Source organism: Amycolatopsis sp. WAC 04169, assembly GCF_003947535.1.
Taxonomy (GTDB): domain Bacteria; phylum Actinomycetota; class Actinomycetes; order Mycobacteriales; family Pseudonocardiaceae; genus Amycolatopsis; species Amycolatopsis keratiniphila.
The window spans coordinates 1-22,792 of the sequence record NZ_QHJI01000001.1 but is presented as its reverse complement, the minus strand read 5'-3'; the positions used below and the strand labels follow the sequence as shown (position 1 = coordinate 22,792).

Genomic DNA, 22,792 nt, shown 5'->3' with positions numbered 1-22,792 from the left:
ATGGCCAAACGAATCGACGTCAAAGACGTGGACATCTACTACGGCAAATTCCACGCCGTGGACGGCGTCACCCTCTCGGTGCCGCCGCGGAACGTCACCGCGTTCATCGGCCCGTCGGGCTGCGGCAAGTCGACGGTGCTGCGCACGCTGAACCGGATGCACGAGGTCATCCCCGGCGCCCGCGTCGAGGGCGAGGTGCTGCTCGACGGTGAAGACATCTACGGCGCCGGGGTCGACCCGGTGCAGGTCCGCCGCACGATCGGCATGGTGTTCCAGCGCCCCAACCCGTTCCCGACGATGTCCATCCGCGACAACGTCGTGGCGGGCCTGCGTCTCGGCGGCACCAAGGGCAAGAAGGAGCTCGACGACGTCGCCGAGCGCGCCCTGCGCGGCGCGAACCTGTGGAACGAGGTCAAGGACCGGCTGAACAAGCCGGGCGGCGGCCTCTCCGGCGGTCAGCAGCAGCGGCTCTGCATCGCGCGGGCGATCGCCGTGCGGCCCGACGTGCTGCTGATGGACGAGCCGTGCTCCGCGCTCGACCCGATCTCGACGCTCGCCATCGAGGACCTGATCGGTGAGCTCAAGAAGGAGTACACGATCGTCATCGTGACGCACAACATGCAGCAGGCGGCGCGGGTCTCGGACCAGACCGCGTTCTTCAACCTGGCTGGCGTCGGCCAGCCGGGGCGCCTGGTGGAGCTGAACGACACGGAGAAGATCTTCTCGAACCCGGACGAGAAGGCGACCGAGGACTACATCTCGGGCCGCTTCGGCTGATCTTTCATTGCGCGTGAAGGCCCCCTTCCCTCGGCTGAGCCGCGGGAAGGGGGCCTCCACGCGTTTGGGGGGGCCGGGAGGACGTTGCGAAAGCCACCTTCGCAACACGCTTCCCCGCGGTGCGATGGCGGGTGGCTGGACGACACGCGTGACTGGACGGACGACACGCGTGACGGAGCGGACGACACATGTGTCCAGAGGGACGGCTCGCCGCGTAACTCGGCGGCAGTCGTGTCGTCCGCCGGATAACGCGTGTCGTCCATCGGCTCACACGTGTCGTCCGTTCCGTCACGCGACATGACCGATGTCGGTCCGGCGTCGGCAATGACGAAGGGGCCCTTCACCGCGTCTGATGCGGTGAAGGGCCCCTTCGTCACGTCCTATGCGGGGAAAGTCCCCCTTACAGCTCGTCGGGTCCGTAACCGGGCATCTTGCCGGTCACCACGAAGATCATCCGGCGCGCGACCGAGACGGCGTGGTCGGCGAAGCGCTCGTAGAAGCGGCCCAGCAGGGTGACGTCCACGGCCGCGGCGACGCCGTGTTCCCAGTTCCGGTCCATGATGACCGTGAACAGGTGCTTGTGGATCTCGTCGACCTCGTCGTCGTCCGACTCGATCGTGCGGGCGGCCTCGACGTCCTTGGACTTGATGACCTGCTCGACCTGCCGGGCCAGGCTGACGCCGACCTCGCCCATCTTGGCGAAGTCCGCCTTCACCTCTTCGGGCAGGACGGGGTCCGGGTGACGGCGGCGCGCGGCCTTGGCCACGTGCAGCGCCAGGTCGCCCATCCGCTCCAGGCTTTCCGCCGCGTGGATCGCGGCCAGCACGGTCCGGAGGTCGGTCGCGACGGGTGCCTGCAGGGCCAGCAGCGCGTACGCCTGCTCCTCGCATTCGGCGCGCGCGTCGTCGACCTTCGCGTCGTCGCTGATGACCTGCTCGGCGAGCCCGAGATCGACCTCGAGCAACGCCCGGGTCGCCCGCTCCATCGCGTCGGCGACCTGGAGGGACATGCTCGCTAGGTTCTCGGCGAGCTGTTCGAGTTCGACATGGTAAGCCTCACGCATGGCCCAACCCTACGGGGAACAAGGGCCAAAAGCCGCATCCCAGAGTGAACCTGACGTGAACCCGGACTAACGAATGATCCTCAGCCTGAGCTGCTGCTCTTCTTGGCGCCGCCCGGCTTGGCGGAGCTGGTCGGGGGCGACGCCGTGTCGCTCGCGGGAGGCGCCGGGGCCTTCTCTTCCAGCGGGGTGTTGTTGATCAACGCGTCGAAGACGGCCTTCGCCTTGCTCTGCAGCAGCACCTCGTTGCCGCGTTTGTTCGCCTCTTCGGTGGTGGGGACGGTGAGGAACTTGACCTTGTCCGAGCCCATCCCGCGCATCGACTTCGCCAGCGTCATCATCTGCTTGATGCCGAGGTTCTCGCCGAAGGTGGCTTTGGCGAACGCGTCGATGAAGCCGCTGAGCTTGCCGGTGTCCAGGATGACGTCCTTCGACATCACCGTCTTCAGCAGCGCGCCGAGGAAGGCCTGCTGCCGTTTGATCCGGCCGTAGTCCGACGTCGGGTCGCCCTTGACGTGCCGCGCACGGACGTAGTTCAGCGCCTGGTCACCGGAGATCCGCACCTCGCCCGCCTGCGGGATGATCATGCCGAGCGTGGTGTCGTCGATCGGCTTCTCGTTGTACACGGTGACGCCCTGCACGGCGTCGACCATGGATTTGAAGCCGTTGAAGTCGATCCCGACGAAGTGGTTCATCTTCATGCCGGTGATCTGCTGGATGACCTTCGTGACGCACTGCGGGCCGCCGACCGCGTACGCGGTGTTCAGCTTCGCGATCTTCTGCGCCGGCGAGGTCTCGTCCGAATACGACGACGTCGCCGGGTCCCAGCGTTTGCATTCGGGGCGGCTGATCTCGAGGTCGCGCGGGAAGGACACCATGACGACGCGCTGCCGGTCGGCGGGGACGTGCGCGATCATGACCGTGTCCGAGCGGGCGCCCGGGGTGCCGTCGGCGTCGCCGACGCCGTCTTCGGCGGCCGCGCCGTCACGGGTGTCGGAGCCGACCATCAGGAAGTTCTCGTCGCCGGTCTGGCCCGCGGCGTCCTGGATGTCGGCCGAGTCCTCGTCGAGCGAAGCGACGTTGTTGAACTTCGCGTCGAACCAGGTCTGTGCGCCCCACGCCGAACCGATGGAGAGGAACACGAGCGCGGCGACCACGGCGGCGGTGATCCGGCCCGCCTTGGCCGTCTGCCTGGTCTTGCGTTCCTTCTTCTCCTGCAGCCGGGTCTGCGGCGCGGGTTCCTCGGCGGCCTCGGCAGGTGTGGCGTCGGTGGTCGTGACCACTCGTTGCAGCGCCGTACGGGTCTGCTCCAGCAGGGCGGCGGGACGCAAGGCGAGCCGCTCGCGGCGCTCGCGCTTCTTGGCCTCTTCGGCCTCGAGTTCGTCGTGCGCGGCGGAGAACCGGGCGAGCGTGTGGTCGATCTTGCGCTTGATGATCGTCGCGTCGTCGATCGCCTCGAGCTCGTCGGTCATCGTGAGCCGGTCCATCTCGGACCGAGGCGGCACACCCGGCGACTGCGGGGCCGGCGCCTGCTGCACCGGCCGTTGCGCCGGACGGCGGGGACGACGCGGGGGCGGCGGTACCGCGGGCTGCTGCTGTGCGCCGGGGTTCACCACCGGCGGACGGCGCTGCGTGGGCGCCTCGGGGCTGGGCGCGGCCTGCGGAGTGCGGCGCGGCTGGCGCGCGCGAGGCGGGCGCGGAGCTTCGTCGGGCTGCGGGCTACGCGGCGGCATCGGGGCACGCGGCGCGGCGGGTTTGGCCGCGAGAGGCGCGGGTGCCGGGCTCTCGGCGGGGGCGGCGGGCCGAGGACGTCGAGGCGCGGGAGGCTCCGTCCGGGCGGCTCGCGCACCGGGTCTCGGAGGCTCCGGCGAGGGCTCGCTCTGCCGGAGCCGTCGCGGCGCGGGCGGCTCGGCGGACGGGTCGAAGATCGGGCGCTCACCGGTATGACGTGCGACGACGTCGGAAACGCTGATCCCGCCGTGGGTGTCCATCGAGCGGCGTCGAGCCCGGCGGCCGCGCTCACCGGCATTCCTGTCGGTGTTGCTGTGGCGACCGGTCCCCGGGGTGTGGTGCTCGTCGGGCACTCGGTCTCCTTTCAGGCCTGGCGTCGAAGCTCTTTCGTTATCGTACGGACACCTCTGGTTCGTGGCGACAACCATCCCGGAATTTTCTTCACCCAAGGTACCGAGAAGCGCCGAACGGTCCATGCGATCGGGTGAGCGGTCGTGGTTAAAGCTGCGTTAAAAGGTTCGAAACCACTACGCAGAGTGCGAACGGTGACTGTGTGAGTGGCCGCCGGGCGGGCTAAGCGCCGGCGGACTCCGCGGCGTTCATCGGATGCGGAATCGTGCGTGAAGATTCCTTATCCCGATACGCCACTTTGTTTCGTCCTGCCCGTTTCGCCATATACAACAAAGCGTCGGCGCTGCGCAACTGCCGTTCCGGTTCGGCCGCGAGATCCGGCTCCATGCGGCTTTCGTGTGCGAGCCCCACGCTGATCGTCACCGAGAGGCCGGGGCGGATGCGGCGCCACGGATGGCGGGCCACCCGGATGCGGGCGGTGTCGGCGATGCGCACGGCGCGGGCGGCGTCGACGTCCGGGATGACGAGCGCGAACTCCTCACCGCCGTAGCGGGCGCAGAACGCCTCCGGCGGAAGTCCCTGTTGCAGCAGGTCGGCCACCTCGCGGAGCACCCGATCGCCCACCAGATGCCCGAAAGTGTCGTTGACGTCCTTGAACAGGTCGAGGTCGACCAGCGCGATCGCGACGCCGGGCGGGCCGCGGTGGTCGACGGCCGGGCCGTGCAGCCACTGGTCGAGGTAGCGGCGGTTGTAGCTGGACGTCAGCGTGTCCCGCAGGTTGCCCGCCCTGGCGAGATCGAAGGCGGATTTGAGGTGGTGATACGCGCGCCGCCAATCGCCCTGTGTGGCCAAAACCCCGGCGATCGACTCGTGGAGACTGAGCAGATCGGTGGTCGGCGCGCCCGGTGGGAGCGCGGCCTCGTCGTCGGCTGCCACGCTCACCTCCGCCACGAATTGGTTTTCGTCGTATAGGAGGGATCTCTTGAGGTATGAGTACGGGCCAAAGTGAATATCCCTCAAGAGGACGACGGTTCGGCGCCATTGTCACGCACCGAAGTGTCCTTTCATAAGGACGAAAACGGCTCGGCGTCCTTGAGCTGCGAAAACTGATCCTTCGCCCAGTAACTCACGTCAGTCACATCGTCATTCAGCAACAGTGCGTAATCATTCCAGCTCAGCCACCGCCAGTCGCCGACCTCGTCGGGATGCGGTTCCGGGTCGTCGTCGACCCAGGCGACGAAGACCGGGCAGAACTCGTTCTCGACCACGCCTTCGAACGGCGGGGTCGAGTAACGGTAGGCGGGAAGGACGCACCTGAGGCCGTTCAGCCGGGGCAGCCCGAGCTCGAAGGCGGCGCGGCGACGGACGGCCTCCTCGATCGGTTCACCCGGTGCGGGGTGCCCGCAGACACTGTTGGTCCACACGCGGGGCCACACCTTCTTGGTGGCGGCGCGGCTGGTGATCAGCAAGGCCTGGTCGCTGCTGCGCAACAGGTAGCAGGAGAACGCCAGGTGCAGCCGGGTGTGCTCGTGGTGCGCGGCCAGTTTGGGCGCGGTTTCGCCGGTCGGCTCGCCGTCCTCGGTGACGTAGACGATGCGTTCGGTGTCCACTTCGGTCATGTTGTTCATCGGCCCCACTGAACCAGCAGGCTCGCTGTAACCGGTACCGCGACCAGAGTTACCCCTGTTAGTGGGATGAAAGGTGCTCCACGAGCAAAGATGTGACGGCTTCGGGAGCTTCCTCCACGACCCAGTGAGAGACGTCCTCGATCATCTCGAAGCGGTACGGCCCGGTGACCCGGTTCGCGGTGTCGAGCGCGGCCGTCGAGCCGAAGGCGGCATCCTCGGTGCTCCAGATGTAGAGCGTCGGGACCTCGATCGGCCCGATCTTCCCGCCGGGACGGCCGGCGCGGTACCAGTTGAGCGCGGCGGTCAGCGCGCCCGGCTCGGACAGGCGCTGGACGTACTCGTCGATCTTGCTCGGCGGCACTTTCCAGTCGAACATGCGGCGAAGCGCGTCGGCGTTGTTCTCGAGCATCCGCCGTTCGGTGACGCGGGTCTGCCGCCATTCGGTCATGTACGCCGACCGGAGGTGCTGGTCCTCGTCGGTCTTCATGGCCTCCGCCAGCGCCGCCGGATGCGGCGTCGAAATCACGGCGAGACTGCGGAGCCTGCCGGGATGCGCGTCGGCCGTCCACCACGCGACGGCGCCGCCCCAGTCGTGTCCGACGAGATCGAATTCGTTCCACCCCAAGCGATCCGCGATCGCGATGACGTCACCGACGAGGTCGTCGATCCCGTATTCGGAGGCCTGTTCCGGCCGGACGCCCGGGGAGTAGCCGCGCTGATCCGGGGCGACCGCGCGATAGCCGAGCACGCCGAGCGTCGCGACCTGGTGCTCCCATTCCACCGCGGCCTCGGGAAACCCGTGCAGCAGCAGGACGGGACGGCCGTCCTCGGGGCCCGCCGCGATGGCGTCGAAGGAACCGGCCGCGGTGGGGATGCTCAGCTGCTCGATCACGACGCCGACTTTACGGGTCCCGGGTTTCCGGCAAGCGGCAAGGGATTGACGTCGGCCGCATTGGGGAAACTGGCGTATCGCGACCAGTGGAAGTTCGCCTACAAGACCAGGGGAACCTGAGTCGTGAACGAAACGCTCCCGCCGCCCGGCGGGAGCGTTCTTGTTTCAGCCGCCCGAGTGCATGTCCTCGGCTTCGGGGACGCAGTCGTCGTCCGGGTCGTCGAGCCAGCCGTGCGGCAGCGTGACCTTGCCCGGCGAACCCTGCCGCCCGCGCGGACCGGTGGCCGCGGTGGGGAACGGCGCGTCGTGGTCGAGCTTGGCGATCAGGTCGTCGAGCTGGTCCATGCTGGACAGCATCGCGAAGCCGCGTCGCAGCTCCGAACCGACCGGGAAACCCATGAAGTACCAAGCCATGTGCTTGCGGATGTCGCGCATGGCCTTGTCGTGGCCGTCGTGCTCGACGAGCAGTTCCGTGTGGCGGCGCAGCACCTTCGCGACCTCGCCGAGATTCGGCGGCGTCGGCTGCGGACGACCGGCGAAGGCGGCCTCCAGCTCGCCGAACAGCCACGGCCTGCCCAGGCAACCGCGGCCGACGACCACGCCGTCGCAACCGGTCTCGTCGACCATGCGCAGCGCGTCCTCGGCGGAGAAGATGTCGCCGTTGCCGAGCACCGGGATACCGGTGACGGCCTCCTTGAGCGCCGCGATCTTCGTCCAGTCGGCCTGGCCGGAGTAGCGCTGCGCGGCGGTGCGCGCGTGCAGGCTGACCGCCGCCGCGCCCTCGGCCTCGGCGATGCGCCCGGCGTCGAGGTACGTCAGGTGGTCGTCGTCGATGCCCACCCGGAACTTGACCGTGAACGGCACCCCCGCCTCGGCCGCCGCCTTCGCCGACTCGCGCACGATGTCGGCGAACAGCTTGCGCTTGAACGGCAACGCCGCGCCGCCGCCCTTGCGCGTCACCTTCGCCACCGGGCAGCCGAAGTTGCTGTCGATGTGGTCGGCGAGCCCCTCGCCGGTAATGATGCGGACGGCCTCGGCCATGGTCTTCGGGTCGACCCCGTAAAGCTGCATCGACCTGGGCTTTTCGTTCTCGCCGAAGGTCATCATGTGCATGGTGCCGGGGTGGCGTTCGACCACCGCGCGGGCGGTGATCATCTCGCAGACGTAGATGCCGGCGCCGTACTCCTGGCACAGCTGCCGGAACGCGACGTTGGTGATGCCCGCCATGGGAGCGAGCACGACCGGGGGATCGACCTCGTAGGGGCCGATCTTCAGGCTGGGCTTGCTCAGGGTGGCGGTCACGTCCTCCATTGTCGCCTGTGGTGTCTGTCACTCGCAGGTGGGCCGGGTTCGGCCGCCGATCTCCTCGCCGAGCGGGGAACAGGGTCCTCTCGTTGCCGCTGCGCATCACCGGACTTCGGGAGCTTCGACATCGTCGGCGAGGCGGGTCGCTGAGGGCTACCTGGTTGGAATTCGGCCACTTGGGACTCAAGTTCCAGTTTCGGACGGCCGATGAGTCCGGCCAGGGCTGCTGTCGGTACGCGCTGGATCTCAATATCGGCAGATCCACGGTATAACCATCGGCAGATCAGCGACAGGGTCTTCGGCAGATCAGCGACGAGGTAATCGGCAGATCCACGGATACTGGTACCGTTGCGCTGTGCACAGAGCTGATGGTTACCTCCCGCGCAGAGCCGCTCACATGGTTGCGGAGGCTCTCGGCGACACGCGTGTCGTCATCCTCAATGGAGCCCGTCAGACCGGCAAGAGCACTCTTGCCGAGCTGTGCTTGCGGGATCATCAGCCGGATGGTGCGCGACGCTATCTGGACGATCCGCGGACCAGGGCTTCGGCCGGCGCCGATCCAGTGGCATTTCTGGACGCGCCGGGGGCCATGCTCATCGATGAGGTCCAGCGAGTCCCGGAATTGTGGCTGACCATCAAGCACATTGTGGACCGGGATCCCCGTCCGGGGCGATTTCTGTTGACCGGCTCGGCCAGGCTTCTCGGATTGAGCCAGCTTCCGGATTCCCTGCCGGGTCGATCGGAAACTATCGAGCTGTTCCCCTTGTCGCAGGGGGAAATCACCGGTGGTCCCGACGGTTTCGTCGACGCCGTGTTCGCACACGGGAGCCGATTGCGAGCGGCAGCTTCGACATTGCGTCGCCGTGATTACCTGGCTCTCGCCACACGCGGTGGGTATCCCGAAGCCGTACGTCGCGAAACTCCACGGCGACGTGCTCAGTTCTTTAGGTCCTACCTCGACGACATCATGAGCCGGGATGTGCATCAGGTGGCGGACATCCAACGCATCTCCGATATGCGGCGCCTTATCGGGACGCTCGCGGCACAGTCCGGCGGGTTGCTCAACTACAGTCGGCTTTCCTCTGATCTCGCTCTCCCTGCGTCGACGGTCCGCGACTACGTCGGACTCCTCGAACTGATCTACCTGATCCGATTGATTCCGGCATGGTCGGCGAACGCGACGACGCGGGCGGTCGCCACGCCGAAGCTGGTCTTCAACGACGCCGGCCTCGCCGGGCACTTGGTCTCTGGCGTCACTAACGACGCCACGACAGGCGGACTCGTCGAAACGTTTGTCATCGGCGAACTCGCGCGCCAGATCACGTGGAGCCAGACGATGCCCCGTCTGCATCACTATCGGGACCGCGACGGCTACGAGGTCGACGCTGTTCTGGAGGACAATGCCGGTCGTGTGGTCGCCGTCGAGGTGAAGGCCGCTGAAACAGTCCGGACCGATGATTTTCGTTCGATCCGGGTCCTTCAACGACGCCTGGGCGACCGCTTTCGTGCCGGTTTTGTCCTCTACTGCGGTGACCAGCAGCTTCCCTTCGGGGAGAACCTCGCGTGCCTGCCGATCAGCGCGCTGTGGACCACTCAGCCAGGTGAAGAACGGTAGCTTCGCCTTCATGAGCGTCCGGACCAGACTCGACGACCTCTACGCGCGACGGCTCCGCGCTCGCCTCCGGCGAGGCCCACTGCCCCGCCACATCGGCGTGATCATCGACGGCAACCGCCGCTGGGCCCGCGCGATGGGCTTCGAGGACGTCCGCGAGGGGCATCGTCACGGGGCACAGCACATCGCCAGGTTGATGTCGTGGTGCGAAGGCCTCGGCATCGGGCACGTGACGGTGTACCTCGCGTCGGTCGACAACCTGACGAAGCGCGCGTCGCCCGAGATGGCCTTCTTGATGCAGGTCATCGAGGACGTCGTCCGCGAGCGGCTCACGGTGCCTGGAGCGAACTGGCGCGTCGCGCCTGTGGGGCGTCTCGACATGTTGCCGTCGTCCACGGCCGAAGTGCTGAAGCAGGCCGAAGAGGACACTCGCGGTGCGACAGGGCCCGAGCTGACTCTCGCGATCGGGTACGGAAGCCGCGAGGAGATCGTCGACGCCGTCCGCGATCTCGTGCTCGAAGAGGCGGCGGACGGCAAGTCCCTGGTGGAGATCGCGGAGTCCGTCTCCGTGGACGCGATTGCCGCGCATCTGTACACGGTCGGCAGTCCCGATCCGGACCTGATCATCCGGACCAGCGGCGAGGTCCGGCTGTCCGGATTCCTGCTTTGGCAGGCCAAGGATTCCCGGCTGTACTTCTGCGACGTCAACTGGCCGGGCTTCCGGTACATCGACCTCTTACGGGCGCTCCGGATGTGGGCCCGGTCGCGATGATCTTGCAGGTCGCGACCACATCGTCATCACGATTGAGTAGTGCTACGGATCCCTCGGCGGGCGTCAGGCCGCATGCTGATCGCCATGACCACCGATGGGGATGTGCTCCTCAGGCTCGCCGGGGAGATCGACGACCTTGGGGCCCGCCTCGCGCGGGTCGGCACGGAGCTGCGGACCGTCCAGTCCGCGGCGGAGCCGAAGCACGAAGAGGCGCCTGAGCAGGCGGAAAAGCCCGCCGAGCAGCAGGAAGAGCAGCAGGCCACGGCACCGCAGGCCGAGCAGACCGAGCAGCCGGCGACACCGCAGGCCGAGCAACCGCAGCAGCCCCAGGTGCCGCACCAGGCCCAGCCGCAGCAGCCCCAGAGGCCCCAGCAGCCGTACCAGCACTACCCGCACCCCCACTACCAGGGCCAGCACCATCAGCAGGCCCAGTACGCGCAGTGGCAGCAGCAATGGCAGCAGTACCAACAGCAGCAGCAGCCTTACCGCCCGTACCAGCCCGCCCCGAAGGTGTCGCTCGCCGAGAAGCTGGGCAAGGAGGGCGCCGGCAGCAGGCTGCTGGCCTGGATCGGCGGCGCGGTCACGTTGCTCGGCATCGTGCTGTTCCTCGTGCTCGCGATCCAGCGTGGCTGGTTCGGCCCGTTGCCGAGGGTGATCGGCGGTGCCGTGCTCGGCGCGGCGCTGGTCGGGATCGGCCTGAGGCTCCACCGCACGCCGGCGGGCCGCACGGGGGCGTTCGCGCTCGCCGCGACCGGCATCGGCGCGCTCTACCTCGACGCGATCGCCGCGACGACGATGTACGAGTACCTCCCGGCCTACGCGGGTCTCGCGATCGGACTCCTGATCGCGGTCGGCGGGTTGCTGCTGGCCGTGCGGTGGAAGTCGTCGCTGCTCGCGACGGCCGTCGTACTCGGCTGCGTGATCTGCGCGCCCATCATCACGCAGGGGTTCACCCCGCAGCTGGTCGCGTTCCTGCTCGTGGTCCAGGTCGCTTCGACGCCGGTGCAGTTGCGCCAGTCGTGGCCGTCGGTCGCGGTCGCTTCCGGGATCCCGCCGCTGGTCGCGTCGGTGTTCAGCACCGCGTTCACCGGCCCCGGCGGCAGCACGGCCAACACCGCCGCCGCGCTGGCCGTGAGCGGCGTCGGACTCTCGCTGGCCCTCATCGTCACCGCCAAGCGGAGCGGGGACGCCGCCGCGCTGACCCTGCTCGCCCTCGCGCCCGCGCCGTCGTTGCTCGCCGCACTGCTCCTGCCGAAGACCCCGGCCGTGCTCGTCACCGCGTCGGTCGCGCTGGTGCTGCTCGCGGTGTGGGCGGCCGGGCAGTGGCTCGACGGCTGGACGGGTGAGCTCGCGGGCGCCGCCGGGCTCCTGGCGGCCCTGCAGACGACGATGACGCTGTTCGACGGCAGTGCCCGTTCGGGGATCCTCATCGGCGAAGCGGTCCTACTGGCCCTGGTCGCGCTGTGGACGAAGAAGCACGTCGCGCTCTTCGGCGGCCTCGGGTTCGCCGTCATCGGCGGCATGATCGCGCTGGTCCTCGACGTCCCGCCGACGCTGTTCTTCCTGGTCCGCAACCGGCCGGACGCCGACCTCGCCGCCGCCTTCCTGGTGGCCCTGGCGATCTTGGCCGCCTCGATCACGCTTCCGTGGGTCTCACACCGCCTGGGGCTGTTCAAGGCCGCGGCCGAGAACGTGGTGCCGTGGCTCTTCGCCGGGATCTGCGGGCTCTACGGCGCGGGCGCGCTGGTGCTGTGCGGCGCGCTGCTGGTGGTCCCCGGCCGGTCGGGTTTCCTGCTCGGCCACGTGGTGATCACGGTGTCGTGGACGGTCGCCGCGCTGGTGCTGCTCATCCGCGGCATCTCGGCGGTCAACCTGCGGGTGATCGGGTTCGTGCTGGTCGGCGCGGCGGTGCTGAAGCTGGTCCTGTTCGACCTCTCCGCGCTCGACGGCCTGGCCAGGGTCGCCGCCTTCCTCATCGCCGGCCTGGTGCTGCTCGGCGCGGGGACGCGGTACGCGAAACTCGTCGCGTCTCGCTGAGCGGACGCGGAAGAAAAGCCGCGGGGTCGTGGTTGGTCGGTTCATGACCTACCAACCCGATCCGCGGCTCGCCGAGCGGGCGAAGGAGAACGTCGCCTGGCTGACCACGATCAGCCCGAAGGGACGCCCTTCGCCCCGCCCGGTGTGGTTCGTGCTCGACGGTGAGGATTTCATCGTCTTCAGTCAGCCGGACACGGCGAAGACCCGCCACATCGAAGCCAACCCCGAGGTCAGCCTCCACTTCAACAGCGACGAGCACGGGGGCTCGATCCTGGTGATCGGCGGCAAGGCCGAGATCCTGCCGGACGGTCTCGCGTCGGAACAGCCGGGCTTCCTCGCCAAGTACGAGAAGCACTACCCGGCGATCGACTACGACGTCCCGAAGTTCGACCGCGAGTACAGCGTCCGGATCAGGATCCGGCCCGAACGCACCTGGGGCTTCTAGAAACCGACCGTCACACAGGCCAGCCGGGCCCCCGCGGTCCCGGCGTGGCCCGGGTCGGTGTGCGTATGCGTTTCGTGGATCACGATCGAGTTCGCGCGCCGGTCGGTGAACGTCCAGTCCACTTTGGACACGGCCGCGCCGCGGCCGGTGGCGTCGGAGGTGAGGTCGAGCCAGATCTCGTTGCGGGGGTTGGCATAGGCCGGGTCCACCGACGGCTTCACCGGGTCTTCGACGTTCTGGTAGTGCGGGCCGGCGAGGTCACCGGTGGCACCGCACGGCTTCGTGTGCGCGTGGGCGCCGTATTCGCGGTTGGGCAGCAGGCCGGTCACGAGGATCGCGGTCGAGGTGCCGAAGGCCTTGGAGGTCAACCCGAAGACGTGCGCGCGGGCGCCGGGCGGCACCAGGTCGGGCTTGTAGATGGTCAAGCCGCTCTTGGCGGTGATCACGTGGACCCGGGAGCCGGGGACGGCGGTGGCCGGCCCGGCGCCGGCGGTCAGGGCCAGAGCGGCCGCGGACAGGACGAGGGCGAGTGTGGGGACGGGGCGCATGCCCCTTGCCTAGTCCGCACGAATCGGACACGCCAGAGCGGTCACTCCGTCGGGCGATCATTCTCAAACTATGGGCAGGACAAGTGAGTAGCAATCCTCCGGATCGCACCTGGCTGGTCGCGGTCGCCGCCGCTCTTTGGGGCACAGACGGGCTTCTGCGGCTTCCGCTGGCCGAGGCGCTCCCGGCGGCCACGGTCGTCTTCTGGGAGCACCTGCTGGTGGTGCTCGTGCTGAGCCCCTTCATCCCCGGCGCCTTCCGCGCGCTGCGCCGGACCGGCCCGCGGGAGTGGCTGGCCGTGCTCGCCATCGGCGGCGGATCCTCCGCGCTCGCGACGGCGATGTTCACCGCGGCCTTCAAACTGGGCGACCCGGTGACGCCGCTGGTGCTGCAGAAGCTCCAGCCGGTGTTCGCCGTGCTGGCGGCGTACTTCGTCCTCAGTGAGCGGGTCCGCCCCGGGTACGCCTTCTTCGCGATCCCGGCACTGCTGGGCGCCTGGCTGCTGGCGTTCAAGGATCCGCTGAACATCCAGCTCGCCGCGGCGAAGGCGGCGCTGCTGGCGGTCGGCGCGGCCGCGCTGTGGGCGGCGGGCACTGTGCTCGGACGGCTGCTCTCCACCGAACTGGCGCCGAAGGAGGTCACCACGCTGCGCTTCACCGTCGGGCTCCCGGTCGCGGCGGGCATCGTGGCGTACCAGGGCGGCCAGTTCGCGGTCGGCTGGGACAACGCGCTCGGCCTCGGCCTGCTCGCCCTGGTCCCCGGCCTGCTGGCGCTGAGCCTGTACTACCTGGGCCTGCGGTCGACGCCCGCCGCCAGGGCGACGCTGGCCGAGCTCGCGTTCCCCGTCACCGCGGCCGTGATCGGCGTATTGTGCTTGAACGCCGAATTGTCGGGTACTCAGTGGCTGGGCCTTGCCGTCGTGGTCGTGTCAGTGACGTCGCTCGGCTGGCACGAAAAGGTCAGGCGTCAACCGATGGTCTTGGAGCCAATGCATGGTCGAGCACACCGGCGAGACGAAGAACGAGCGCCTGACCCGCAACGTCAGTGAGCTCTTGCAGGAGCTGCGGGTCGCGCAGGCCGGCGTCCAGATTCTCTTCGGTTTCCTGCTCACGGTGGTGTTCACCGACGAGTTCCACGAGGCGAGCGGGTTCGAGAAGGCCGTCCACCTGACGGCCGTCCTGCTCACGGTCTGCTCGACCGTGTTGCTGACGGCGCCGGCCGCGTGGCATCGGCTGTTGTTCCGCACGGGGAACCGTGAGCGGATCCTCACCGTCGGCAATCGTTCGGTCCTCGTCGGCCTCGGCTGCCTGGCGGCCGCCATCACCACGACCGTCGCGCTCATCGCCAAGGTCGTCTACGGCCCGATCGCGATGACGATCTTCGGCGTGGTGTCGGCGGTGCTGTTCGTCGTCATGTGGTTGGTCGTGCCGAAGAAGATCGACCGCAACGGCGACTGATCACCGCCCGGTACGCACCGGGGTGCTTTCGGGCAGGCCGAAAGCGGCGGCCGACACGGACTTCGGATCGTCCGGGCTCGCGCCGCCCAAGACCCGGCGTGCGCCGACCCAGGAGAACATCTCCTTGACCGAACGTGAGTAGCCGGCGCCGTCCTCCGCGAACTTCCGATCGAGCACGCGGAACCCGCCGGGAACGCGTTCGACGCGGTACACCATTGGCTGACGGCGGAATCCGGCGCGCGTGACGAGGCCGTCGCCGTCCCGCTCCACCTCGTCGCAGCTCGCGACCAGGCCGATCTTGACCTGTTCGCGCTCCGGCCGGGTCTCGATCACCTTCCGCGTGCACACCCAGCGGCTTCCCGCCGCTCCGGAACCGGCGAGCGCACGCAGATTCTCGTCGATCGGCGGCAGCGCCTCACGGGCGACGGCGTCGTCCACCGTCGGCATCTCGTCCACGATCCACCAGCCTGCCGCGGCCACCACCACACCGACCCCGGCGAGCACGGGCCAGCGTTTGACGTTCCCCATGGGACGAAGCTACCGAGCGGGGCAAGTGTTCACCCGCGGTTCGGGACGCGTTGCCTCCGCGACCGTAGGTTGCGGCCGTGAACGACTCATCCAGACGGACCTTCCTGCGCGGCGCGGGCCTGCTCGGCGCCGGTGCGGCGGTCTCCGCGTTGCCTGCGCTCGGCGCCCCGGCCGCCTCGGCGGCCTTCGGTCGTGGCCCCGACACCGAAGACGGCCGCTTCACCCTCGCGGTCCTGCCCGACACGCAGTACCTCTTCGACGCCGACCGCGGCGACCCCGCGCCGTTGGACGCGACGCTGCGGTACGTCACCGGTGGCGACGAGAACATCGTCTTCCTGGCGCATCTCGGCGATCTCACCGAGAACGGGCAGCCGGGCGAGTTCGACCAGATCAGCCGGTCCTTCCAGCACCTGGACCGGCGGCGGTTCCCGTACAGCACGCTGGCGGGCAACCACGACATCAAGTCCTCGACCGACGACCAGCGCGGCCGCACGCCGTACCTCGACGCCTTCGGGCCGCAGCGGCAGCGCGGTTCGCGGACCTTCCGCGGTGCGAGCCCGGACGGCTACAACAGCCACCACGTCTTCCGTGCGGGCGGACGTGAGTGGCTGCTGCTCGCGCTCGACTGGCGGCCGTCGGCGGGCGGGCTGGAGTGGGCGCGGTCGGTGCTGGCGCGGAATCCGCGGCTTCCGGCCATTCTGACCATCCATGAATTGGTATGGGCCGACGAGGCCGGGCGGGCGCAGTTCTCGGAGTTCGGGCAGAAGGTGTGGGACGAACTGGTCGACGGCAACGATCAGATCTTCCTGACGCTCAACGGGCACTACTGGCCGCCCGGACGCATGGTGAAGCAGAACAAGGCGGGCCACGACGTCCATCTGCACATCACGAACTACCAGGACCGCTACTACGGCGGCAGCGCGATGATCCGGCTCTACCGGTTCGACCTCGCCCGCAACGTGATCGACGTCCGCACGGTCTCGCCGTGGCTCGCGGACCAGGCGCCGCGGCTGAACGAGCTGCAGCGGCAGGAGATCGAACGCACCGGTCCGGCGGACTACTTCAGCCTGGAGATCGACTTCGAGTCGAGGTTCGCGGGGTTCGCGCCGGTCCCGGTGCCGCCCGCCCGGCCCGCCGAACGCCAGCTGATCCGCGGGACCGTGGCGTACTGGCGGTTCGAGGGCCGTGACGGCGCGCCCGTGGACGGTGTCCGTGACCTTTCGGGCCGGGGCAACGACCTGGTCCGGGTGACCCTGCCCGGTAGCGCGCCCGAGGCGTTGCGGTTCTCCGGCGAGTTCTCCCCGCGGCAGCCGTCGAGGTCGAGCCTTCGGTTCGACGGCGGCAAGAAACCGGCTCGCGGCGGGTACCTGCGCACGGCGGACTCCGCGCCGATGAACGCGGAGACGTTCGCCCGCGGCTACACCATCGAGGCGTTCGTGAAACTGCCCGAGGATTTCAAGGACGGCAAGCATTCCTGGGCCGCGATCTTCGGCAGGCAGGGCTCGGGCGGCAAGGCGGGCAAGACCGGCGACGATCCCGGCGAGCCTTCGGCCACACTGTCCCTTTCGGACGGTGCCGCGTTCCAGTGGGCGGTGTTCCCGGTCAACCAGAACGGGATCTCCACCTGCTGGGGGCACGAACTGGCGGTGCGGGAATGGATCCACGTCGCGGCCGTCAACGACGGCAGGCGGACGACGCTCTACGTCGACGGCTGCCCGGTGCTGCGGAACCCGAAGACGCCGGCGGCGGGGATCGCGAACCCCGGCGGCTCGTGGCTGATCGGCGCCTACGCCTATGACTCGATCGTCGAGCAGGCGTTCCACGGCTGGCTCGGCGACGTCCGCGTGGTGGGCAGGGCGCTGGACCCCCGCGAGTTCATGCTCGGCTGAGTTTCGCGCGGATCGTGCGCGGTAATGGTGGACGACCGTCCCCATTATCGCGCACGATCGTTTCCGGGGGAATGCGGGGGGCCTCTTGACAAGCGGGGGACAATAAAAAATCGGCGCCCGAATCAGAATAACTGATCAGTACGCCGAATGTGTTGTCAGTCTAACCGCTGTGAGGGGAACTTGTCAAATCAGGGGTACGACGAGGAATTGCGATCCGAGCGGCAGTACGTGGCGTCGCTCTACGGGCGGCTGGACACCGAGCGCGTGCGGGTCGGCGAGGCGTATGCAGGTGCGCTGCGCGGAGAAGGCTTCGCGCTGTCCGACCGCGAGGTGTCCGTCGGCGCGAAGGCGCGCGAGATGGCCAGGCTGAAGATCGCCGACGAGGGCCTTTGTTTCGGCCGTTTGGACGCCCTTTCGGGAGAACGTTCGTACGTCGGCCGGATCGGTCTTTTCGACGAAGAGAACGACTACGAACCCTTGGTGCTGGATTGGCGTGCGCCCGCGTCGCGCGCGTTTTACTGCGCGACCGGCGCGTCGCCGGAAGGAATGGCGAGGCGCCGTCAATTCCGCACCCTCGGGCGCGAGGTGCTCGACTTCACCGACGAGGTCTTCGGCCGTCCGGGATCGGAGGGGGAACGGGGTGATGTCGCGTTGCTGGCCGCGGTCAACGCGCCGCGCGGCGAGGGGATGCGGGACATCGTCGCGACGATCCAGGCCGAGCAGGACGAGATCATCCGGCTCGACCACCCGGGTGTCGTCGTGGTGGAGGGCGGCCCCGGCACCGGGAAGACGGCGGTGGCGCTGCATCGCGTGGCGTACCTGCTGTACACGAAACGGGAGCGCATGGAGCGCCGCGGCGTGCTCGTGGTCGGGCCCAGCAGCGGCTTCCTCGACCACATCGGCCGGGTCCTGCCGTCGCTCGGCGAGACCAGCGCCGTCTTCGCGACACCTGGCGACCTCGTCGCCGGTCTGCGCGCCGAACGCGAGGATCCGCCGCAGGTCCAGCGGATCAAGGGTTCGCTGGCGATCCTGGACGTCCTCGCGGCGGCCGTGGCGGACCGGCAGGAACTGCCCGCCGAACCGGAGCCGATCGAGCTCGACGACGTCACCGTGCCGCTGGACGCCGAGCTCGCGGCCGCCGCACGCGAAGTGGCCAGGGAGAGCGGCCTGCTGCACAACGAGGCCAAGGCGGTCTTCGAACGCACGGTGATCGCCGCGCTCGCCGTCCGCGCGGTCGACCGGATCGGCGCGGGCTGGCTCCCGGAGGACGATCGGCACACCCGCCCGGAGATGCTCGAGAACGCCCGCTGTGACCTGGAAGCCAGCGAGGAGCTCGGCGCGGTGCTCGATCGGCTCTGGCCGTCGCTGACGCCGCAGCGGCTGCTCGCCGACCTCTACGCCTCGCCGGAGCGGCTGCGGGCGGCCGGGGCCGATCCGGCGCTGTTCCGTGAGGAGGCGGACGCGTGGACGGTGTCCGACGTGCCGTTGCTGGACGAAGCCGTCGAACTCCTCGGCCGGGACCGCACCGCCGAGCGCCGGGCGGAGGAACGGCGGCGGCTGGCGCGCAAGGAATACGCGGAGCGGGTGCTGGAAATCGTCGAGGTCGAAGACGATCACGACGACTACGAGTTCGCGCTGCGGCCCACGGACGTGCTGATGGCGGAGGAACTGGCGGACCGGTTCGCCGAACGCGACGAGCGGGATCTCGCGGAACGCGCCGCCGCCGACCGGGAATGGACCTATGGCCACGTGGTCGTCGACGAGGCACAGGAACTGTCCGAAATGGACTGGCGGGTGCTGATGCGGCGCTGTCCCAGCCGGTCGTTCACCGTCGTCGGGGATCTCGCGCAGCGCCGGTCGCCGTCCGGCGCGCGATCGTGGGACGAGATGCTCTCGCGGTACGTCGCCGATCGGTGGGTGTATCGGAAGCTGACCGTCAACTACCGGACGCCGTCGGAGATCATGGCGGTGGCGGCCTCGGTGCTGGCGAATTTCGCGCCGGATGTGGTGCCGCCGGAATCGGTGCGCTCGTGCGGGGTCCGGCCGTGGGCGCGCCGACTGTCCGAAGTGGACATGGAGGACGCCGTCGCCGAGTTCGTCCGCGAAGAGGCGGGGCGAGAGGGGACGTCGGTCGTCATCGGGCCGCCGGGAGTGCCCGGCGCGATCGCGCCGTCCGCGGCCAAGGGGCTGGAGTACGACGCCGTCCTGGTGGTCGAGCCGGCGCGGATCCTCGCGGAAGGCCCGAACGGTGAGGTGGAACTGTACGTCGCGCTGACGCGGGCGACGCAGCGGCTGGGGGTCCTGTACAGCGGGGTGCTGCCGAAAGTCCTCCGCGGTCTTGATTCCGGGCGGCGGACTCCCGACGCTTACCTGCACTGCGTCTGACCCTCCCGCGAGTGCCATGAACGGGCCGTTCCTTGCAAATTTCGCAAGGAACGGTCCGTTCATTGCGCGGGACGTGCTGTCATCGGGTCAGGTTGCCCCAGGCATATGTCTGCTTTGCGAGCTTCAGGTAGACCAAGGTCTCCGTGCTGACGACACCCGGGATGGGCCGGATGTCGTCGTTCAGCACACTCAAGAGGTGTTCGTCGTCCCGGCAGGCGACCTCGGCGAGCAGGTCGTAGCCTCCCGCGGTCAGCACGACGTAGTGGACGTCCGGCATTCCGGAGAGCTGGTCGGAGACCGCCCGCGGATCGCCTTGCACCTTGATCCCGACCATCGCCTGACGGCCGAGCCCGACGTTCGCCGGATCCGTGACCGCGACGATCTGCATCGTCTCGTCCCGCAGCAGCCGCTGGACGCGCTGCCGCACGGCGCCCTCCGACAACCCGACGGCCTTGGCCAGTGCCGTGAACGAGGCCCGCCCGTCGACTTGCAGTAGAGCGATCAGGGTGCGATCGGTATTGTCCAAACCTCTAGGTGTGCGCTGCTCCATCTGCGCGCGTGGTTCGTCACCCATGCCGTCCCTCCCTTTGTTTCGGCATGCGATTCTTGTCGCGCAGCGTATCGATAAGTGTCCAGAATGCTACCGCCGTTAAGTTGTTTGTCGTGATTCTCTTTCTCGGCGCCTTCGCGCGAAGGATTCTGTCGTTCGATAGGGCGAGTGCCGAGGTTTTCGGATGACGCGTCAGCCGAGGTCGCGTTTCAGCAGGTCCTCCTCGGTTTCGCGGCGGACGAGCAGCGTCGCGGTGCCGCGGGAGACGCCGACCACCGGCGGCCTGCCGACGAGGTTGTAATTCGACGCGAGCGAGTGGTGGTATGCCCCGGTGCACGGGACGGCGAGCAGATCGCCGGGGTGGACGTCGTCGGGGAGCGAGAGCCCGTCGGCGAGGACGTCGCCCGATTCGCAGTGCCGTCCGACCACCGTCATCGGACGGCGGGCGGCGCGGCTGCGCCTGCCGATCAGCCGCGCGGTGTACGCCGCCCCGTAGAGCGCGGGCCGCGCGTTGTCGCTCATCCCGCCGTCGACGGCGACGAAAGTGCGCGAGCCGCGTTTCACCGCGCAGACCCGGTACACGGTGATCCCCGCCGGGCCGACGATCGCTCGGCCCGGTTCGATCGTCAGCTTCGGCAGCGGGAAGCCGTGCGAAGTGCATTCGTAAGCGAGCGCGACCCGTAGACGGCGCACATAGCCGTCGATGTCGAAACCCGTGTCGCCGGGCAGATAGCGCACGGCGTGGCCGCCGCCGAGATCCAGTTCCCGCAGGGTGACGCCGTGGCTCTCGCGGAGTGCGACGAGCACCCCGATCATCTTGCGGGCGGCCAGTTCGTAGAAGTCCACCCGCGACACCTGCGAACCGATGTGACAGTGCAGCCCGGCCAGGCGGAGCCCGGGCTGCGCGAGCACGGCGGACACGGCGCGCCCGAGGTTGTCGCGGACCTCCTCGCGCAGCGAGAAGCCGAACTTCTGTCCTTCGGTGCCGGTGGTGATCGCCGCGTGCGTGCCGGCCGCGACGTCGGGGGTCACGCGGATCAGCACCTGCTGCGGGCCGGTGGCCAGCGCGCCGAGCTGCTCGATCTCGTCGAGCGAGTCCACCACGATCCGGCGGACGCCGTAGGACAACGCGGCCTTGAGGTCTTCGGGGGTCTTCGCGTTGCCGTGCAACAGGATCCGCTCGGCGGGGAAACCGATCGACCGCGCCACCGCGATCTCGCCGGCCGAGCAGGTGTCGAGGGAAAGGCCCTCCTCGGCGACCCAGCGCAGGACCGCGCGGGTGCACAGGGCCTTGCTCGCGTACGCCACCTCGGCGTCGGGCAGCGCCTTCCGGTACGCGCGGGCGTTCTGCCGGACCTCGTCCTCGTCGAGCAGGTACGCCGGTGTGCCGAACCTCGCGGCGAGGTGGGACACCGGTGCGCCCGCGAACAGCAGTTCCCCGCCCGGCCCGAGCCGGGTGCTGCGTGGCCAGACCCCGGGTTCGAGGTGGTCGGCGGCCTCGCAGCCGAGGCTGGGCAGGAGCTCGCTGAGCGTCACGGTTACCTCCGCGTCGATCGGTCAGTGCCTCCTCAGCACAACTCCGATCGGCCCGGCCCGGCCGTCGCGGCAACGTCTCCCTGACGCTTCGCGCGGTCTCGCTGACGCCTTGTTAACGCGCGAGTAACCCCGGCCACACCGCGGCGGTGACCCGCTCGCGTTCCGCGCCGGTCAGCGGGCGGCTCGGCGGCCGGACGCCGGCGCGGCACAAACCCAGCTGTGCCAACGCTTCCTTGACCACACTCACGTTGTGGGCGCTTCCGTCCGCGGCTCGCAGCTCCTCGAAGGGCCGGATCCGCTCCCAGATGGTCATCGCCCGGGCGAAGTCGCCGTCTCGCAGCGCCCGGAACATCTCCAGCGAGAGCGACGGCGCGACGTTCACCAGTCCGGAGGTGAACCCGGTCGCGCCGACGGCGAAGTAGCCCGGCGCCGACAGCTCCGCGAGCCCGGCGATCCACGCGAAGCGATCGATCCCCGCGTCCCGCGCCACCGAGGCGAAACGCACCGGATCCGGCACCGCGTACTTCACGCCGATGACGTTCTCCGCGGCGTCGGCGAGCCTGGCCAGCTGCTCGCCTTCGATGCGCGCGTCGCGTACGTACAACACGACACCCAGCTCCGGGACCGCCGCGGCGATGGCGCGGTGGTACTCGATCCAGCCCTCAGCCGAGACGTACGGATGCACCGGCTGATGGATCATGACCAGGTCGGCGCCCGCGTCCCGGGCGTGCCGGGCCGCGCCGATCGCCGTCCGGACGTCGTGCCCGACCCCGGCGACCACGCTCGCCCGCCCCGCCGCGGCCTTGACCGTCACTTCGAGACAGTGCCGCGCCTCAGCCTCGTCCAGCGCGTAGAACTCGCCGGTGTTCCCGTTCGGCGTCACGACGTCTATGCCGGCGGTGATTACCCGGTCGACCAGGTGCCCGTAGGTCTCGGAATCCACGGCGCCGTCGGCGTCGAACGGGGTCACCGGGATGGCCACGACCCCGGACAGCCGCCGTTTGCGCTCGTCGAACCGGGGAGCGGTCACTGGCATGTCCGATCTGATATATGATGTGACGGCGTCAGGTTAGCATCTCGGGACGGTTGTCCTGAATTTTGGGACGCATGACTCAAGTGGGTCGTGAGGTCAGGCTGGGGTTTCGCGTGTTTGAACGGACGACACGCGTGTGGAGTTGCCCCGGTGAGGCGGACACGGGGTTTCAGGCGGCAGAGGCCTGATGGTAGTGGTTGGTTCGGGTTTCGGCTGGGGTGTTGTGGCCGATGGTGGAGTGCAGTCTCGTGTGGTTGT

The 22,792-nt window shown here is 68.8% G+C and carries 20 protein-coding genes; 9 read left to right on the top strand and 11 right to left on the bottom strand.

The genetic code is table 11. The features are described 5' to 3' along the window. Positions 1–777 (top strand): phosphate ABC transporter ATP-binding protein PstB, encoded by a 777-nt coding sequence (gene pstB, locus DMC61_RS00100; protein WP_016338000.1) that lies wholly within the window; start codon positions 1–3, stop codon positions 775–777. Between the two features lie 400 nt (positions 778–1,177). On the opposite strand, the gene phoU is transcribed toward pstB, so the two are convergent. The 6 genes from phoU to dusB form a co-directional block, all read right to left on the bottom strand. Further along, the gene (gene phoU, locus DMC61_RS00095) at positions 1,178–1,840 is read right to left on the bottom strand and encodes a phosphate signaling complex protein PhoU (RefSeq protein WP_125685853.1); all 663 of its coding nucleotides are present in this window, start codon (positions 1,838–1,840) and stop codon (positions 1,178–1,180) included. Between the two features lie 80 nt (positions 1,841–1,920). Then, entirely contained in the window at positions 1,921–3,324 is a 1,404-nt protein-coding gene (locus tag DMC61_RS00090) for an LCP family protein (RefSeq protein ID WP_125687040.1), read from the bottom strand. An 817-nt stretch (positions 3,325–4,141) separates the two neighbouring features. After that, positions 4,142–4,870, bottom strand: coding sequence for a GGDEF domain-containing protein (locus DMC61_RS00085; RefSeq protein WP_125685851.1), 729 nt, complete (start codon positions 4,868–4,870; stop codon positions 4,142–4,144). 113 nt (positions 4,871–4,983) lie between these two features. Next, the gene (idi, locus tag DMC61_RS00080; protein ID WP_043848452.1) at positions 4,984–5,547 is read right to left on the bottom strand and encodes an isopentenyl-diphosphate Delta-isomerase; all 564 of its coding nucleotides are present in this window, start codon (positions 5,545–5,547) and stop codon (positions 4,984–4,986) included. Between the two features lie 58 nt (positions 5,548–5,605). Beyond that, positions 5,606–6,439: an alpha/beta fold hydrolase gene (locus DMC61_RS00075; RefSeq protein WP_016337994.1), complete on the bottom strand. Its 834-nt coding sequence runs from the start codon at positions 6,437–6,439 to the stop codon at positions 5,606–5,608. Between the two features lie 165 nt (positions 6,440–6,604). Next, positions 6,605–7,750 (bottom strand): tRNA dihydrouridine synthase DusB, encoded by a 1,146-nt coding sequence (gene dusB, locus DMC61_RS00070; protein WP_125685849.1) that lies wholly within the window; start codon positions 7,748–7,750, stop codon positions 6,605–6,607. A gap of 391 nt (positions 7,751–8,141) precedes the next feature. Between dusB and DMC61_RS00065 the strand changes: the two genes are divergently transcribed. The 4 genes from DMC61_RS00065 to DMC61_RS00050 all read left to right on the top strand — a co-directional run bounded on the left by DMC61_RS00065 (position 8,142) and on the right by DMC61_RS00050 (position 12,610). Beyond that, entirely contained in the window at positions 8,142–9,359 is a 1,218-nt protein-coding gene (locus DMC61_RS00065) for an ATP-binding protein (RefSeq protein ID WP_125685847.1), read from the top strand. Between the two features lie 10 nt (positions 9,360–9,369). Beyond that, positions 9,370–10,128 carry a polyprenyl diphosphate synthase gene (gene uppS / locus DMC61_RS00060; RefSeq protein ID WP_125685845.1) on the top strand — a complete coding sequence of 253 codons (759 nt, stop codon included), beginning with the start codon at positions 9,370–9,372 and terminating at the stop codon, positions 10,126–10,128. 72 nt (positions 10,129–10,200) lie between these two features. Then, positions 10,201–12,165 carry a DUF2339 domain-containing protein gene (locus tag DMC61_RS00055; protein WP_125687038.1) on the top strand — a complete coding sequence of 655 codons (1,965 nt, stop codon included), beginning with the start codon at positions 10,201–10,203 and terminating at the stop codon, positions 12,163–12,165. Between the two features lie 43 nt (positions 12,166–12,208). Further along, positions 12,209–12,610: a TIGR03667 family PPOX class F420-dependent oxidoreductase gene (locus DMC61_RS00050; protein WP_016337988.1), complete on the top strand. Its 402-nt coding sequence runs from the start codon at positions 12,209–12,211 to the stop codon at positions 12,608–12,610. On the opposite strand, the gene DMC61_RS00045 is transcribed toward DMC61_RS00050, so the two are convergent. After that, positions 12,607–13,158, bottom strand: a complete 552-nt coding sequence (locus DMC61_RS00045) for a superoxide dismutase family protein (RefSeq protein ID WP_125685843.1) — start codon at positions 13,156–13,158, stop codon at positions 12,607–12,609. The genes DMC61_RS00050 and DMC61_RS00045 overlap by 4 nt on opposite strands. An 83-nt stretch (positions 13,159–13,241) precedes the next feature. Here DMC61_RS00045 and DMC61_RS00040 point away from each other — a divergent pair, with 83 nt between their 5' ends. Together DMC61_RS00040 and DMC61_RS00035 are read left to right on the top strand one after the other, a co-directional pair. Then, positions 13,242–14,204, top strand: a complete 963-nt coding sequence (locus DMC61_RS00040) for a DMT family transporter (protein ID WP_125685841.1) — start codon at positions 13,242–13,244, stop codon at positions 14,202–14,204. Continuing rightward, on the top strand, positions 14,149–14,613 hold the full coding sequence (locus tag DMC61_RS00035; RefSeq protein WP_125685839.1) for a DUF6328 family protein: 465 nt from the start codon (positions 14,149–14,151) through the stop codon (positions 14,611–14,613). The genes DMC61_RS00040 and DMC61_RS00035 overlap by 56 nt, the downstream gene beginning before the upstream one ends. Here DMC61_RS00035 and DMC61_RS00030 read toward each other — a convergent pair whose 3' ends face one another. Next, on the bottom strand, positions 14,614–15,141 hold the full coding sequence (locus DMC61_RS00030; RefSeq protein WP_125685837.1) for a hypothetical protein: 528 nt from the start codon (positions 15,139–15,141) through the stop codon (positions 14,614–14,616). A 77-nt stretch (positions 15,142–15,218) separates the two neighbouring features. Between DMC61_RS00030 and DMC61_RS00025 the strand changes: the two genes are divergently transcribed. Beyond that, positions 15,219–17,030, top strand: a complete 1,812-nt coding sequence (locus tag DMC61_RS00025) for a LamG-like jellyroll fold domain-containing protein (RefSeq protein WP_125685835.1) — start codon at positions 15,219–15,221, stop codon at positions 17,028–17,030. Between the two features lie 180 nt (positions 17,031–17,210). Beyond that, the gene (gene helR, locus DMC61_RS00020; protein WP_305021899.1) at positions 17,211–19,415 is read left to right on the top strand and encodes an RNA polymerase recycling motor ATPase HelR; all 2,205 of its coding nucleotides are present in this window, start codon (positions 17,211–17,213) and stop codon (positions 19,413–19,415) included. Between the two features lie 79 nt (positions 19,416–19,494). Here the strand turns inward: helR and DMC61_RS00015 are convergent, their stop codons facing one another. From DMC61_RS00015 to DMC61_RS00005, 3 genes are all read right to left on the bottom strand, one after another. Then, positions 19,495–19,989 (bottom strand): Lrp/AsnC family transcriptional regulator, encoded by a 495-nt coding sequence (locus tag DMC61_RS00015; RefSeq protein ID WP_037334827.1) that lies wholly within the window; start codon positions 19,987–19,989, stop codon positions 19,495–19,497. 168 nt (positions 19,990–20,157) lie between these two features. Next, the gene (gene lysA / locus DMC61_RS00010) at positions 20,158–21,501 is read right to left on the bottom strand and encodes a diaminopimelate decarboxylase (RefSeq protein WP_125685833.1); all 1,344 of its coding nucleotides are present in this window, start codon (positions 21,499–21,501) and stop codon (positions 20,158–20,160) included. Positions 21,502–21,613: 112 nt separating this feature from the next. Next, complete coding sequence (locus DMC61_RS00005; RefSeq protein ID WP_125685831.1) at positions 21,614–22,537, bottom strand: dihydrodipicolinate synthase family protein; 924 nt, start codon at positions 22,535–22,537, stop codon at positions 21,614–21,616. Positions 22,538–22,792 lie beyond the last annotated feature (255 nt).

What these genes read in the sequence shown, in the direction of transcription:
- DMC61_RS00065 (WP_125685847.1), top strand. Translation starts at nt 8,142, where the DNA reads ATGGTTGCGGAGGCTCTCGGCGACACGCGTGTCGTCATCCTCAATGGA.
- phoU (WP_125685853.1), bottom strand. Translation starts at nt 1,840, where the DNA reads ATGCGTGAGGCTTACCATGTCGAACTCGAACAGCTCGCCGAGAACCTA.
- DMC61_RS00055 (WP_125687038.1), top strand. Translation starts at nt 10,201, where the DNA reads ATGCTGATCGCCATGACCACCGATGGGGATGTGCTCCTCAGGCTCGCC.
- DMC61_RS00015 (WP_037334827.1), bottom strand. Translation starts at nt 19,989, where the DNA reads ATGGGTGACGAACCACGCGCGCAGATGGAGCAGCGCACACCTAGAGGT.
- DMC61_RS00090 (WP_125687040.1), bottom strand. Translation starts at nt 3,324, where the DNA reads ATGGACCGGCTCACGATGACCGACGAGCTCGAGGCGATCGACGACGCG.
- DMC61_RS00035 (WP_125685839.1), top strand. Translation starts at nt 14,149, where the DNA reads ATGGTCGAGCACACCGGCGAGACGAAGAACGAGCGCCTGACCCGCAAC.
- pstB (WP_016338000.1), top strand. Translation starts at nt 1, where the DNA reads ATGGCCAAACGAATCGACGTCAAAGACGTGGACATCTACTACGGCAAA.
- DMC61_RS00030 (WP_125685837.1), bottom strand. Translation starts at nt 15,141, where the DNA reads ATGGGGAACGTCAAACGCTGGCCCGTGCTCGCCGGGGTCGGTGTGGTG.
- DMC61_RS00050 (WP_016337988.1), top strand. Translation starts at nt 12,209, where the DNA reads ATGACCTACCAACCCGATCCGCGGCTCGCCGAGCGGGCGAAGGAGAAC.
- idi (WP_043848452.1), bottom strand. Translation starts at nt 5,547, where the DNA reads ATGAACAACATGACCGAAGTGGACACCGAACGCATCGTCTACGTCACC.
- DMC61_RS00005 (WP_125685831.1), bottom strand. Translation starts at nt 22,537, where the DNA reads ATGCCAGTGACCGCTCCCCGGTTCGACGAGCGCAAACGGCGGCTGTCC.
- uppS (WP_125685845.1), top strand. Translation starts at nt 9,370, where the DNA reads ATGAGCGTCCGGACCAGACTCGACGACCTCTACGCGCGACGGCTCCGC.
- DMC61_RS00045 (WP_125685843.1), bottom strand. Translation starts at nt 13,158, where the DNA reads ATGCGCCCCGTCCCCACACTCGCCCTCGTCCTGTCCGCGGCCGCTCTG.
- dusB (WP_125685849.1), bottom strand. Translation starts at nt 7,750, where the DNA reads ATGGAGGACGTGACCGCCACCCTGAGCAAGCCCAGCCTGAAGATCGGC.